The sequence below is a fragment of the Pseudalkalibacillus decolorationis genome (assembly GCF_024609785.1).
GTDB classification, from domain to species: Bacteria; Bacillota; Bacilli; order Bacillales; family Fictibacillaceae; genus Pseudalkalibacillus; species Pseudalkalibacillus decolorationis.
On sequence record NZ_JANHJQ010000020.1, the window covers coordinates 74,591 to 88,040 of the forward strand.

General features: G+C 39.1%; 14 protein-coding genes and 1 pseudogene. 13 read left to right on the forward strand and 2 right to left on the reverse strand.

Features of this window, described 5'->3' with window-relative positions; translation table 11 throughout:
- The first annotated feature begins 387 nt into the window (after positions 1–387).
- The gene (locus tag NON16_RS17890; RefSeq protein WP_257350789.1) at positions 388–615 is read left to right on the forward strand and encodes a helix-turn-helix transcriptional regulator; all 228 of its coding nucleotides are present in this window, start codon (positions 388–390) and stop codon (positions 613–615) included.
- 3 nt (positions 616–618) lie between these two features.
- Complete coding sequence (locus tag NON16_RS17895; RefSeq protein WP_257350790.1) at positions 619–906, forward strand: hypothetical protein; 288 nt, start codon at positions 619–621, stop codon at positions 904–906.
- 385 nt (positions 907–1,291) lie between these two features.
- On the opposite strand, the gene sstT is transcribed toward NON16_RS17895, so the two are convergent.
- Together sstT and NON16_RS17905 are read right to left on the reverse strand one after the other, a co-directional pair.
- On the reverse strand, positions 1,292–2,524 hold the full coding sequence (gene sstT, locus NON16_RS17900; protein ID WP_257350791.1) for a serine/threonine transporter SstT: 1,233 nt from the start codon (positions 2,522–2,524) through the stop codon (positions 1,292–1,294).
- A gap of 241 nt (positions 2,525–2,765) precedes the next feature.
- On the reverse strand, positions 2,766–3,233 hold the full coding sequence (locus NON16_RS17905; protein ID WP_257350792.1) for a Dph6-related ATP pyrophosphatase: 468 nt from the start codon (positions 3,231–3,233) through the stop codon (positions 2,766–2,768).
- 267 nt (positions 3,234–3,500) lie between these two features.
- Between NON16_RS17905 and NON16_RS17910 the strand changes: the two genes are divergently transcribed.
- The 11 genes and pseudogenes from NON16_RS17910 to NON16_RS17960 all read left to right on the forward strand — a co-directional run bounded on the left by NON16_RS17910 (position 3,501) and on the right by NON16_RS17960 (position 13,233).
- A complete protein-coding gene (locus tag NON16_RS17910; RefSeq protein ID WP_257350793.1) occupies positions 3,501–4,052 on the forward strand; it encodes a GNAT family N-acetyltransferase in 552 nt (183 codons plus the stop codon).
- 139 nt (positions 4,053–4,191) lie between these two features.
- Positions 4,192–5,460, forward strand: a complete 1,269-nt coding sequence (locus tag NON16_RS17915) for a sensor histidine kinase (RefSeq protein ID WP_257350794.1) — start codon at positions 4,192–4,194, stop codon at positions 5,458–5,460.
- 6 nt (positions 5,461–5,466) lie between these two features.
- A complete protein-coding gene (locus tag NON16_RS17920) occupies positions 5,467–5,601 on the forward strand; it encodes a hypothetical protein (RefSeq protein ID WP_257350795.1) in 135 nt (44 codons plus the stop codon).
- A gap of 93 nt (positions 5,602–5,694) precedes the next feature.
- Positions 5,695–6,855, forward strand: a complete 1,161-nt coding sequence (locus NON16_RS17925) for an MFS transporter (protein ID WP_257350796.1) — start codon at positions 5,695–5,697, stop codon at positions 6,853–6,855.
- A 274-nt stretch (positions 6,856–7,129) separates the two neighbouring features.
- Positions 7,130–8,500: a 23S rRNA (uracil(1939)-C(5))-methyltransferase RlmD gene (rlmD, locus tag NON16_RS17930; RefSeq protein ID WP_257350797.1), complete on the forward strand. Its 1,371-nt coding sequence runs from the start codon at positions 7,130–7,132 to the stop codon at positions 8,498–8,500.
- 66 nt (positions 8,501–8,566) lie between these two features.
- On the forward strand, positions 8,567–9,775 hold the full coding sequence (locus NON16_RS17935) for a YecA family protein (RefSeq protein WP_257350798.1): 1,209 nt from the start codon (positions 8,567–8,569) through the stop codon (positions 9,773–9,775).
- Positions 9,776–9,948: 173 nt separating this feature from the next.
- Positions 9,949–10,296, forward strand: coding sequence for a DUF6526 family protein (locus NON16_RS17940; RefSeq protein WP_308216628.1), 348 nt, complete (start codon positions 9,949–9,951; stop codon positions 10,294–10,296).
- Positions 10,208–10,466: pseudogene (locus NON16_RS25720) on the forward strand (ABC transporter permease); the annotation flags it as partial. The gene NON16_RS17940 and the pseudogene NON16_RS25720, both read left to right, overlap by 89 nt.
- Positions 10,467–10,752: 286 nt before the next feature.
- Entirely contained in the window at positions 10,753–12,210 is a 1,458-nt protein-coding gene (locus NON16_RS17950; protein WP_372508839.1) for a protein adenylyltransferase SelO, read from the forward strand.
- A gap of 317 nt (positions 12,211–12,527) precedes the next feature.
- A complete protein-coding gene (locus NON16_RS17955) occupies positions 12,528–12,929 on the forward strand; it encodes a nucleotidyltransferase substrate binding protein (RefSeq protein WP_257350799.1) in 402 nt (133 codons plus the stop codon).
- A 1-nt stretch (position 12,930) separates the two neighbouring features.
- Complete coding sequence (locus NON16_RS17960; protein WP_257350800.1) at positions 12,931–13,233, forward strand: nucleotidyltransferase domain-containing protein; 303 nt, start codon at positions 12,931–12,933, stop codon at positions 13,231–13,233.
- Positions 13,234–13,450 lie beyond the last annotated feature (217 nt).

Here is a 13,450-nt window from a genome sequence, read left to right on the forward strand (position 1 = left end):
ATAGCCATTAGAAGAAAGTCGAATAATGAAAGCGGACTATAGTCTTTCTGGTGCCGATTAATGACGTAATATGGTTGGGAAATCCTGCTGGAATTTCAACGATATCTGCGATTCATGAAGGATCATGACTAGAAAACCAAACAAAAAGCACCACATTGCTGGCGACTGGATACTTCAAGAAACAAGACACTGTTTTTACTTACCTAATTAAGTCCAACCTAGTTAAAAGTTCGGATATGTGTAGAAAACCACAGATAAATTCCTTGTGTTATTGTATTCAATCACGTTTTCGCTAGTATAACAATGTTTGATTAATAAATTGACAAACAAGAAGGTTAAAAATATAATACATATGTAGTATATTTTTAACATAAAGGTGGGAAATGCTTGAAAAATAATCAAGATCGATTAAGCAACAATTTGTATTTATTACGTGCTGAGAAGAAATGGACACAAAAGTACGTTGCGGAGCAATTAAATGTTACGAGGCAAACGATACATTCTCTTGAATCAAACAAATATAATCCGTCTCTCATATTAGCTTTTGAAATTGCTCAACTATATGAAAAAAAAATAGATGACATTTTTGTCTATGAAAAGAAAGGGGAAAAATAAAGGATGATTTTTACTGTTTATATTATCTCAACAATACTAGGAGTCGCAGGTTTAGGTATGTATATCGGATTTGTACGGTCTGAAGGAAAAGATGAAAGGGGCCAAGCGATTCTTGCTAAGGCAAGTCAAATTGCATTCATATTTCTATTTTTAGGGTTTGCATTTCAAGGATTATATATTGAGCTTGCAAATCCTACGGTGGAGCATGTAACAGCTGTGATTGCAGCCTGGATGGCTTTAGTCTTCGGTAGCAATGGAATTAGTATATTAGTTTATCAAAAGAGAATGTGATTTTTGAAAATCAAGTAATCTAATTTATTGCCTAGAGAAGCATTAATTGATATTTGCAAACGCTTTAAAGCTAGGGTCGATGGGTTTCAAAAGAATTTGGGAACTTCAGTAAAAACAGCCATTACTCAGTCAGAATTAAGGCGGAAACGAAAAGCAAAAGGTGGTACTACCCCAGTTTCTTTAGTTCAAATAGTAGAATTTTTTTGCGAGAAGCGCTTACCAACAACCTATCTGCGATCACTCATCAAGCCACATGTAGTGCGTAGCTCAACTTTTATTAAAAAAGGCAACTAGCCCTACTGGGCGTTGCCTTCTTACAATTCCTAAATTTAATATCCCGATGATATTGATGACTTAATAGTTATAACTCTATAAAAATTCCCCTCTAAGCATCAATAACAACTTCCTTACCTTCCTTACGCATTTGCGCATATTCAGCTGTTGCTGTAAAAAGTGCGTCAGAAGAAGAGTTAAGCCCAGTTTCACAAGAGTCCTGTAATACTCCTATGATAAAACCAACACCAACGACTTGCATAGCGATATCATTTGATATTCCGAATAAGCTACATGCTAAAGGAATGAGTAGGAGCGACCCACCGGCAACACCTGAAGCCCCTGCAGCGGATATAGCTGATAGGACAGAAAGAATAAGCGCGGTACCGATATCTACTTGAATGCCAAGGGTGTGAACTGTAGCAAGGGTTAAGACAGAAATAGTAACCGCTGCTCCAGCCATATTGATGGTAGCCCCTAATGGGATTGATACGGAATAGGTATCCTCATCTAAACCTAAATTTTTACATAAACGCATATTTACTGGAATGTTTGCAGCTGAGCTACGAGTAAAGAATGCTGTAATTCCACTTTCCCTTAAGCATTTCAAGACAAGTGGATATGGATTTTTACGAATATTGATGAATACGATAATTGGATTAACGACAAGAGCTATAAAAAACATGCAACCGAGTAGGACTAAAAGTAATTTTCCGTAATCGAGTAAGGCGGAAAGCCCATTCGTGACAATAGCGTCAAAGACAAGCCCCATGATTCCGATCGGTGCCAAATTTATAACCCATTTCACTAATTGAGAGATGGCATCTGAAAAATTAGCAAGCGCATTTTTTGTAGTCTCCGCTGCATTTCTTAAAGCGATGCCAAGAAGTAAAGCCCAAGTTAATATCCCAATATAGTTGCCATTTAATAGGGCATTTATCGGGTTATCAACGATGTTAATGAGTAATGTCTTAAGTACTTCTACAATACCATCAGGAGGAGTCAAATCTTCAGCGCCTGTTCCAAGTGATAAGGTTACCGGAAATAGAAAGCTTGCAACAACTGCTACAAATCCAGCGAGGAATGTACTTAAGCCATAAAGGGCAATAATAGATTTCATATTCGTTTTATGCCCACTTTTATGTTTAGAGATGGCGTGCATAACTAAGAAAAAGACTAATACTGGTGCAACCGCCTTTAATGCACCTACAAATAGGGTACCAAAAATGGAGACCCATTTTACAGCATCAGGAATCGTTACAGCCAAAATAATACCAATAATAATACCTACAAGTATTCGCTTTACTAGGCTCACTTGGTTCCACTTGAGAATTAAATTTTTCATGTATTTCCCCCTGTTGTTTTTAATAGAAGCATAACTAAGAAAGATCAGATGCTCCCCTAGGTTGAGACAAATAGTACGTATGAAGTATAACAATTGTTAGTTTACCACGAATTTTGTCAATTGTGTGATAAATTAGTATGTTAAAATATTTGGTAATCATTTTTTAAGAATACTCAAGGGATTTGGGTACAAGGACAAAATTAAACTAGAGGTATACACTACTACAACAATTTTTCTGGGATCACCACTCATGTGGAGTGCGTAGCAAAACTAATATTGAAATAAAACTTAACTCAATAAACTCTTGAACTAGCTGTTTCGTGTTGATTCCAGCTAAAGGAAGGACTAGTTCGTATCCATTAGACTCAACTAAGTTCTTTTTGTATTCGATGCAATCTTCCAGAAAAAGATCCCCAAAAGCAATTTTTGAAAGGCCTTGTTGTCCAAAATGGTTCATTGCGTCAATAAGGCCTTTTTCAAAACCTTTTCCATCATATAAAGGATATTGGATTTTGTACAAAGGAATGCCAATGGATGCCGCTTGAGCCTCAATCCACTTATAATCAATCATGTGTCCAGATATTTCATCATACGTCGTTACCGTTGTAAGCAATGAGACGACTTCATATTTGTTTCCTCTAAGCAGTTTATGAAGCATGTATGTAGAATCTTTGCCACCACTAAAACAAGCAATGATCTTTTCTTTCAACCTCGTCCCAGCTCCTTCCGTTTATATCATTTTTACTGAAAGACCTTTATATATGATTCTATAAATTATCATATATAAACAAGTAAAGAAAGCAATCATTATTATCGCACGTTCCTCCATACCATCGTCTGAATAGTCGACGTTATTTGACAAAATTAAAGATGATGCACTTGAACTACTGAAACAGGATCAAAAATAAAAAGCAAAATGATTACAATCCCTCATCCTAGGCGGGGGTTTGTTTTATGAAAGTAGAGGGAGATTAAGATGGAAAAAATCAAAATAGAACGACCGACGATTGAAGATGTAGAAGAAATGAACCAATTTTTCCGACTGGTTGTAGTCGATACGTTTGCACAGGAAGGGTTAGCTGGCTTGCAGGATAATATCGAGGCTGAAATTGAAACGAAGAAGAAGTACTTGTCCATGGACCTGAACAGCAATGGCGAAGATCGGTATTTTCTTATTGCTAAAAGGGATGAAGGAATAGTTGGATGCATCGATTATGGCACGGCAAATGAACTGATCCTCAGCAGTACAGATGGGGAATTCGAGGACATTGTAGAAGTGGGAACCGTATTTGTCCATCCGGAGTATCGAAGACAAGGAATCGCGAACAAGCTTTTGTATGCCATGTATAAGATATTACGTGAAAAAGGGAAAGACGAATTTTGCCTCGATAGCGGGTATACGATTGCACAACAGGTTTGGAAGAAGAAATTTGGCGATCCCGATTATTTGTTGAAGGACTATTGGAGTGAAGGATTCCATCATATGATCTGGAGGGTTCGTTTGAGGGATTTGGTAAACGGTGAGTAGTTTTTCTTCAAGAGACCGCACTTTTTGGAGAGCCTTTCTTTTCTTTTGGAGATATTTTCGGCATCGGATTGTTCATAACAAGTCAACTACATTCCACACAAGTTAAGAAAGAAAAACAATCTGGAACCGGGGGCATTCAATGGTAGAGCACCTTAAAGATTTCATTTTAAATATTTTCTTTATATTCTCTCCATTATTTCTTTATCCGTATGTACATAAATTTAAAAACAACATTGTATTATACCGTATCATGCTGGGCTTTCTCTTTTCATTAATCTTAATCCTCGTTATGTCTCTGCCTATAGATATAAACGGGATAACCTATGATTTCCGGTCTATTCCAGTAATAATCGGGTCTTTATATGGAGGGGTGCCAGTCGCAATCACATTGTATTGTGTTCTTGTTTCATATCGGTTTATTTTGGGGAATCCAGATAATTTACTTTACCTCATGACCGTGTTGCCTAGTTTATTTATCGTTCTCTATGCTCTTAGAAGCTATGGCAATTTAAGAATTTATCAAAAAATAATCGTAGCAGTGATATTATGTTCGCTTATGAAACTGATCACAATTTCGTTATATCTTGCATATATTCAGCGGTTTGATCTGATGTTTAATCGTTTTATAGATACAATACAAACCTATCTAGTACAGGGGATTATTATTGGTGCTTGTGTTTACTTAATTGAATTTCTTAATAGATATTTTCATATGCAAGATGAAGTGTATAAAAGTGAAAAAATAAGAATGGTCAGTGAAATGGCTGCTTCCGTAGCCCATGAAGTACGAAACCCGCTAACATCTGTAAGAGGCTTTATACAATTATTGGGGGATACCGATCAGGATAAGGAAAAGAGAGAGTACTTTCAAAAAATATGTCTAGACGAATTGGACCGTGCAGATCTAATCATCTCGGATTATCTCTCTCTTGCAAAACCAGATAGCGAAATCATTGAAACAATCAACGTAATTGATGAAGTCATCCATATATCGAATGTTCTCCTGACCTATGCCAACTATAATAATATACAAATTAACACAGAGTGCCCTGACAATGGCGAATTATCCATCTTTGGAGATAAACAAAAGTTTCATCAGGCTTTAATAAATATCGGCAAAAATGCGATCGAGTCAATGCAACACGGTGGCATTTTAGAAATTACGGCAAAGCAGCTGAATGATACGGTTGTTATGAATATAAAAGATACTGGTATTGGAATGACACCTCAGCAAATCCAGAGACTTGGAACACCGTACTATTCAACAAAAGAAAAAGGTACGGGTCTCGGGACCATGGTTTCCTTTGCTATTATTAAAAAAATGAAAGGCAAAATGGAAATTAAAAGTGAAGTAGGCAAAGGAACAGATGTCATTATTTCTTTTCCTAAAATGAAATTAGAAGAGTAACATAATATGAATAACACTTTACATGACAAGAGGATAGGAGAGTTTTACCTCGATAGTGGAAACACGAATGCACAAAAGGTATGGAAAAAGAAAGCGACGAAAAAACAAACAGCGAAGAGCAAGCAGCCAGATCTGAACTAATACCTATAAAGATTTATTTTATAATCTAGGAAAACGCTTCATTGCATGTCTCTTTTTTAATTTCGTTCATACACTTTAGGTGGAGGTGATTTTATGGACGAGAAAAGAAGAGGCATGGCTGCGATTTTTATGGTGCTTTTTTTGTTGTCATTGAGTTTACATATCCAATTTCCCATTTTTACGCCTTATGCGGTAGCGCTTGGGGCCACAAGCTTTTTTGTAAGCATCATGATGAGTGTGTCTTCCTTTGCGAACATGTGCGGCAACTTGATTGCGGGTCCTTTGATTGATACATTCGGGAAGAAAAAGTTCATCGTAATTCCGTTATTTTTATCTGGATTTTTGATGATGGGGCATGGAATTGCCTCCAATCCTGACAGTTTACTAGTCTTACGTTTGTTCAATGGTCTTGTGCTTGCTTTTATGACACCAGCTTGTTTTGCTCTATTGTCAGGTTATGCGAAGAACAGCCATCAACAGGGGAAAAACATGGCATTTAATGGCCTGCTCATGACGATTGCGCATATCGTATCTCCTTTGATCGGTGGGTACTTGGTTGAAATTTTGAATTATAGAGGTGCTTATTTCATTATTGGAGCATCCATCCTTGTTACAGCCATCATCGCTCTATTATATATTAAAGAATTCGAACCAATCATCGTCTATAAAAAAGAGAAGGCTGGCGGCGGGTTAAAGCTTGATCAACAACTGTTGATGATCTATTTTGTCGGTTTTTCCTTGATGTACGCGCAAGGAACCCTCGGTTATGAGCTGCCTTTTTTAGTGGTGGAAGAAGGATTATCCACGAGTGAAGCAGGCAAGTTGTTCAGCTATATGGGTGTCGGGACGTTGCTTGTCGTCTGCATGACCTGGATCAACAGGATTTCGGCATTGATCCGGACGATGGTTGGCATGCTCATATTGGGGGTGTGTTTTTACCAGATGGTTGTCCCGTTCGTGCCTCTTGAACTCAGTCAAATGTTGTTCGTGGTAGGAATCGGTTTGGGTGTGCTGTTTCCTGCTATTACAACCTTGATTACAGAAAAAATTGATAAAAGTAAACACGGAACCGCCTTTGGTATTCTGTCTGCCGTATTTTCGTTAGGAATCATTACAAGCTCACTTACGGCTGGTGCGATTCGAGAGGTGATTTCACCTTACTTTATTGCTTTTGTTGTCATTGCGCTTTCCATCATGGTAATTGGGTGGCAGCGTATTAGCTACAATCGAAAGCCTGTTTTACAAAACCGATGAGGGCTAGAGGCACGTTATTGAAAATGCGATGGAACATGGTGTTGATCTGTTCGACCTGTAGGAAATCCTCTGAACTTGATATAAGGTATTCAACTGTTAACCATCCACGAAATGCTTTATTTTAAAATTATCCAAAAACATATGAAATAAGCTTATGGGAAAACGCTCTTAGCATCATACGGCTGAGGGCTTTTATTTGTCCGTTATTTTGTTTATCGGAGTTGAATTGTGCTACAATCAGATAAGAATTTTGAGAGCGGAAGAAGGAAACGATATGCCAAAACAAGCATTACCGGTTCAGAAAAACGAGATCATCGACGTTACATTTGAAGACTTATCCCATGACGGCGCAGGAGTTGCTAAAGTGGATGGCTACACACTCTTTGTACCAAGAGGACTTCCAGGTGAAGAAGCGAAAGTGAAAGTAACCAAGACGAAAAAGGGCTTTGGGTTTGGACGTTTATTGGAGGTTATGAAAGAAAGCGAGCACCGGACAACACCGCCATGCCCGATTTACAATCAATGCGGAGGCTGCCAGCTTCAGCATCTAACATATAAAGGACAGCTCGAATACAAACGAAAGCAAGTCCAAGACGTACTTGAACGAATCGGAAAACTAGATGATGTAACGGTTCACCCTGTCCTCGGAATGGACGACCCATGGCGTTACCGGAATAAAGCACAGGTCCCAGTTGGAGAGGAAGAAGGCGGCCTCATTACAGGCTTCTACCAGCAAGGAAGTCACCGAATCATCGATATGAAAGAATGCTTAATCCAACAGGAAGCGAATGACCTAGTCGTTCAAACGGTAAAAGAGATCGCAAACAAGTACGGAATCAGAGCATACGATGAACGTACCCATAAAGGAACCCTGCGACATGTCGTTGCAAAGTATGGACAAAACACGAAACAAATCATGGTCGTACTCGTTACGAAAGGGAAAGAACTGCCGAACAAGAAAAACATTATTTCTGATATCGTTGATCAGATTCCTAATGTGCGCTCAATCGTGCAAAACATTAACCCGAAGAAGACGAATGTCATTTTCGGTGACCAAACCCGGGTTCTTTGGGGAGAAGAATATATCTACGACTCAATCGGCGATATTCAATTTGCGATTTCAGCTCGATCCTTCTATCAAGTGAACCCAGCACAAACAAAAGTGCTTTACGAGAAAGCACTTGAATATGCACAGCTTGAAGGAAACGAAACAGTCATCGACGCTTATTGTGGAATTGGCACAATCTCACTCTTTTTAGCGCAACAAGCGAACAAAGTATACGGAGTTGAAATTGTCCCTGAAGCGATTGAAGATGCGAAACGGAATGCCGAATTGAACGGTATGACAAACGTAGAATTTGAAGTCGGGGAAGCGGAGAATGTGATCCCAGCCTGGTACGAAAAAGGAATTAAAGCAGACACAATCGTCGTCGACCCACCAAGGAAAGGCTGTGACGAGGCACTACTAAACACAATCCTAGATATGAAACCAAATAAAGTCGTTTACGTATCCTGTAACCCAGCAACACTCGCCCGTGACCTCCGCATTTTAGAAGACGGCGGCTACAAAACCCAACAAGTCCAACCTGTAGATATGTTTCCGCATACGACGCATGTGGAGTGTGTAGCACAACTCAGTTTATAATAAAACTTTTGATATACAAGCAGCATGGTATTCGTCTTGCTTGTTTTTTCATAGGAGGTGTCCATCATGGATAACAAAACCAGAAATATGCTTCTAAAAGGGATACAACTGGCTCATGAGGATCGTGAAGCGTTAGAAACGAAAAGGGAAAAACAACTATGGAAGGATGTAGAATGTCTTTGTAAGCTCCCTGATGTATTGGGCAAACTGACCAAAAGTGAAATGGATGTCATCCGCAAAATGCTGAACCTTAAAGGGTTAAGCTCACTGAAGAAAGCGGAGTTGGCTCTCCAGCTGGAGAAACTCATCCCTGATCATTTCGAAAGAGTTTTATTTACTTTGGATCAGGAGAGGTACAATTTAGTAAAAAGAATAGTGGAGAATTCGGGCAGGACAAAGGCAGGCCAATATCCGCGGGCGAAGATCGAGTCCCTTCAGCGATACGGTATTGCTTTTCCAAGTTACCAAAACGAACACAAAATGCTGGTGATGCCCGAAGAACTCATTGGGATTTTTCGAAAAACAGATGGGATTGATCTGAAAAACCAGGTTCGTCAAAACACGGAATGGATTACCTTGACACATGGGATGCTCTATTATTATGGAGTAATGGAAAGTCTTGCTCAATTTGATTATCTGGAAGAACTGACTGGAAAAGAAGTAGATATCCTACATTATATAGATGTAATGGCGGCTGCAAGTGACTATTATGAACAAGTAAGATTCACAGGATATGGGCTTGCAGATCACAGAGTATTTGATGTAGCCAAACTCAAGGACGAACATAAAGTGCGGGAGGATATTCCGTATTATCCATTTACGAAAAGTCAGTTGCTGAAAGCTGGGCAGGAAAATTACGTAGATCGCACTCCTGCGATGAACGACTTTCTTCAATTCTTAATGAAACAGTACGACCTTCATCCAGAGGAATTATACGAAACCGCTTTGCAATATACGAACATGATCCAGATGGATGCCGATACGAATATGATGATTCAATACTTCCAGAGTCAATTTGAAATTCCATCAATGGAGTTCATGCAACAATTAATGCAGAAGTTGGTCATTCTTCACAATAACAGTCGTATGTGGGTACTTAAAGGCAATATGCCAGATGAAGTGCTTAGGGCAAGTAATGGACAAACACTTACAGATAAGCCTAGTCCTGTAAAATCCAACGTGGTGGACATAAGAAATCGGGTGAAAGTAGGAAGAAATGAACCTTGCCCCTGTGGAAGCGGTAAGAAGTATAAGAAGTGTTGCGGGAAAGGATGAATGCTAAAGAACCTCTAGGATATTTGATGTATTCTGGTTAAGTAAAAACGGGACAAGGAACCTGCCTCCGTGTCCCGAGAAACAAGAGAACCGTCCTCGTATTTCTTTCGTTCTAATTAATCGAGATCGTCGATATACATTTTAATAGAATGAAAAAGTAGGAAGTTATCAAAATGGACGAGCAAAACTATCAAAATCATAGAAAGATTGATCCAATGTTCCATAGAGGTCTCTCACTTCTCACTCTCGTTACCCTCATTTTATCGGTTATCTACATTGTCCAAAATATAGAGAGTCAGATTCTGCTTAGCCTTGTCATATTAACAATGGTCCTCACGATTATCTTGATGGCAATGATGCTAAGATTTTATGTGCTTAAGCTTCAGGATCGGATCATTCGTAACGAGGAAAACTTTCGCTGTTATCGTTTAACAAAGAGGGATTTTACGCAGAATGCAGGGAACGATATTAAAAACATCCACCTTTATCACTGCCCAAATAACTGCGCGCCTACTCCTTAATGGAACCCAAGCATTGCAAGTCGTATGGATTGCGAACCTCATCTTTCATATTAATGTGGTCGGCTCTTGGCTCGCTTTAATCTTTTTCATCGCTTGCGGGAACACTTGCATTTATGTCCATTGGCTTCATTATTACGGGTATTTCGAAAAACCCTGAAAGTGCTGATCCTAGGTGCCTGGCTCATTGGAGGATTCGCACTAGCAAGTTATGTGTCTAAGTGGGAATAGTTGAAAACCATTAATTCGAAAAAAGTAAAAAGCTTATTAACGCTGAGTTGAGACAGGATGATGGAGATTCATCAAACTGATCTTTAAACTCAGTTTGTGTATTTTAAGGACACAAATCCTTTCGTCGAATGTGTTAGAGTATATGAAAATGGCAAAAGTAACACTAAAGGTACTCTAAAAGAAAAATGAGGATACATATCACAAATCACAGAAAAAGGAGAGAATGAAATGATAGAACAAGGATGGAACTTTGACAACAGTTATACACGGCTCCCGGAATCAATGTTTTCCACTCTTGACCCCAACCCTGTACGTTCGCCAAAATTGATTATTTTCAATAATTCGTTGGCAGAATATTTGGGATTAAATGGAAATGGACTCCGAAGTGAAGAGGGTGTAGCGGTCCTATCAGGTAACGAGATCCCAGAAGGTTCTTTACCTCTTGCTCAAGCATACGCGGGTCATCAATTCGGTGGTTTTACCATGTTAGGGGACGGCCGGGCAATGCTAATTGGTGAGCAGGTCACTCCTGCTGGTGAACGTGTTGACATTCAGCTTAAAGGCTCAGGAAGAACGCCATACTCCCGTGGGGGTGATGGTCGAGCGGCACTTGGACCGATGCTGCGCGAATATATCATCAGTGAAGCGATGCATGCACTTGGAATTCCTAGCACACGAAGCCTGGCAGTGTTGACAACTGGGGAATCAATCATCCGTGAAACCGAACTGCCTGGTGCCATTCTAACCCGCGTTGCTGCAAGTCATATTCGCGTGGGTACTTTTCAATACATTGCAAACTTTGGCACAGAGGAAGATCTCAGAGAGCTTGCCGACTATACACTTAAGCGCCACTTTCCTGATATAAAAGAAGATGAAAACCGATATCTTTCACTTCTTCAGGAAGTGATCAAGCGCCAAGCTTCTCTAATTGCCAAATGGCAGCTGGTTGGCTTCATACATGGAGTGATGAATACCGATAACATGACCATTAGTGGAGAAAAGATCGATTATGGGCCTTGTGCTTTCATGGATACCTATGACCCGGAAACGGTATTTAGTTCCATTGACATTAAAGGTCGATATGCTTATGGCAATCAACCGTATATGGCAGGGTGGAATCTCGCGCGATTTGCTGAAAGCCTATTGCCACTATTGCATGATGATGAGGAGCAGGCTTTGGAACTGGCCCAGGATGCGATTTCAGATTTTTCTATGTTGTATCACCGTCATTGGCTCGCGGGGATGAGAGAAAAACTAGGAATATTTAATGAAGAGAAACAGGATGAATCTCTTATTGAATACCTTCTCAGTATGATGAAGAAGTATCGTGCAGACTATACGAATACCTTCCGTGCATTAACTTTTGATAAGCTGGAGGATACAGTATTTTTTGGAACCGAAGAATTTGAACAGTGGTATAAATTATGGCAGGAGAGACTGGATAGACAGGAGGAATCAAGAGACTCATCGCAGCAGTTGATGAGAAACAGTAATCCTGCGGTGATTCCTCGTAATCACCGAGTAGAAGAGGCTTTAGAAGCGGCTGAGAAACAAGGAGACTATAGCGTAATGGAGCAGCTTCTTGATGTTCTATCAAACCCTTACGCTCACTCCCCCGACCAGGCTGATTACAGTAAACCACCTGAGCCGTCAACCCAGCCGTACCAAACCTACTGTGGTACCTAATATGGAAGCATTAGAACAATAACTTTATGCAATATTTATACGACAGTGTAGCATTCCCTCTGTTAAATCATTAAACAGGAGGTATTTGCTGCACTTTTAATTTTGTAATTTTCTCATCGATATTACTTGATAGCAACAATGAAAGTTCTACATTAGTTATTGGAATATGTTAAAGTTAATAGACATTAAATATGAAAGTCAGCGAGCATAATTGGTGTTTAAAAAACGAGGTAACTGCAAAGGATTTTCATTTTTAATAACGAATATTGATTTATAGTGAAAATTACGAACTTTTTATGAGTTAGAGGAGGAAACATATGGATCCTTTAAAAGATACTCGTTGGAGACAAAGGTTTGAAAACTTTGAAAAATCCTACAATCTTTTAGAAAAATATTCCCAGCATGAGATTAAAACAGATTTAGAAAGGGCGGGGATCATTCAAATATTTGAAATGACCTTTGAATTAGCTTGGAAGGTAATGAAGGATTATTTAGAATCTCAAGGTTACCTAGTAAAAAGTCCAAGGGAAACAATCAAACAGTCATTTCAATCAGGGTTAATTGAAGATGGCCACATTTGGATTGATGCATTGTCAAAACGGAACCTAACGACTCATACTTATGATGCAGCTTTTGCTGAAAAGTTTGTTGAGGAGATTCAAGCAGCATATTATCCTGCTTTTAAATTATTATATGAAAAATTCAAAAAGGAACTTTAAAATGTACGGATTAATGCAAACCGATATTGAATACATAAAACAAGCACTTAGTCAATTTACGGATATTAAGAAGGCGATTATATTTGGGAGTCGTGCTCATGGTAATTATAAAAAAGGTTCAGATGTTGATTTGGCTATTTGTGGTGAGGAAATTTCAGACAATACAGTCTATAACCTGAATGATTTATTAAATGAGGTCTACCCATTACCTTATTTTTTTGACCTTTTGCACTATGAACATATCAATAATGAGTATTTACTGGAGCATATTAATACAGAAGGTAAAGTAATTTATATAAGATGATGAGAAACCTTTTTAACACGTTAAGAAAGTATAGAGCGTCCGAGCATAGGTGATATTCCATAATGGGTGGGAACCCCATCAGGTAAGAACTAGCCATTCACCTGTAGCGAGTCTTGGAGGGTTGGAGGTAACTCCTATCTTTAAGCGTAGACAGCAAGACAGTGGGCCGAAAACCAAATGGCTGAAGGGATGGAGCCCCGAAAACTTATATACGGGA

Excerpts from the sequence above, each read along its gene's own strand:
- NON16_RS17935 (WP_257350798.1), top strand. The coding sequence starts at position 8,567 with ATGGATAACAAAACCAGAAATATGCTTCTAAAAGGGATACAACTGGCT.
- rlmD (WP_257350797.1), top strand. The coding sequence starts at position 7,130 with ATGCCAAAACAAGCATTACCGGTTCAGAAAAACGAGATCATCGACGTT.
- NON16_RS17920 (WP_257350795.1), top strand. The coding sequence starts at position 5,467 with ATGAATAACACTTTACATGACAAGAGGATAGGAGAGTTTTACCTCGAT.
- sstT (WP_257350791.1), bottom strand. The coding sequence starts at position 2,524 with ATGAAAAATTTAATTCTCAAGTGGAACCAAGTGAGCCTAGTAAAGCGA.
- NON16_RS17895 (WP_257350790.1), top strand. The coding sequence starts at position 619 with ATGATTTTTACTGTTTATATTATCTCAACAATACTAGGAGTCGCAGGT.
- NON16_RS17940 (WP_308216628.1), top strand. The coding sequence starts at position 9,949 with ATGGACGAGCAAAACTATCAAAATCATAGAAAGATTGATCCAATGTTC.
- NON16_RS17960 (WP_257350800.1), top strand. The coding sequence starts at position 12,931 with ATGTACGGATTAATGCAAACCGATATTGAATACATAAAACAAGCACTT.
- NON16_RS17910 (WP_257350793.1), top strand. The coding sequence starts at position 3,501 with ATGGAAAAAATCAAAATAGAACGACCGACGATTGAAGATGTAGAAGAA.
- NON16_RS17915 (WP_257350794.1), top strand. The coding sequence starts at position 4,192 with ATGGTAGAGCACCTTAAAGATTTCATTTTAAATATTTTCTTTATATTC.
- NON16_RS17925 (WP_257350796.1), top strand. The coding sequence starts at position 5,695 with ATGGACGAGAAAAGAAGAGGCATGGCTGCGATTTTTATGGTGCTTTTT.
- NON16_RS17955 (WP_257350799.1), top strand. The coding sequence starts at position 12,528 with ATGGATCCTTTAAAAGATACTCGTTGGAGACAAAGGTTTGAAAACTTT.
- NON16_RS17950 (WP_372508839.1), top strand. The coding sequence starts at position 10,753 with ATGATAGAACAAGGATGGAACTTTGACAACAGTTATACACGGCTCCCG.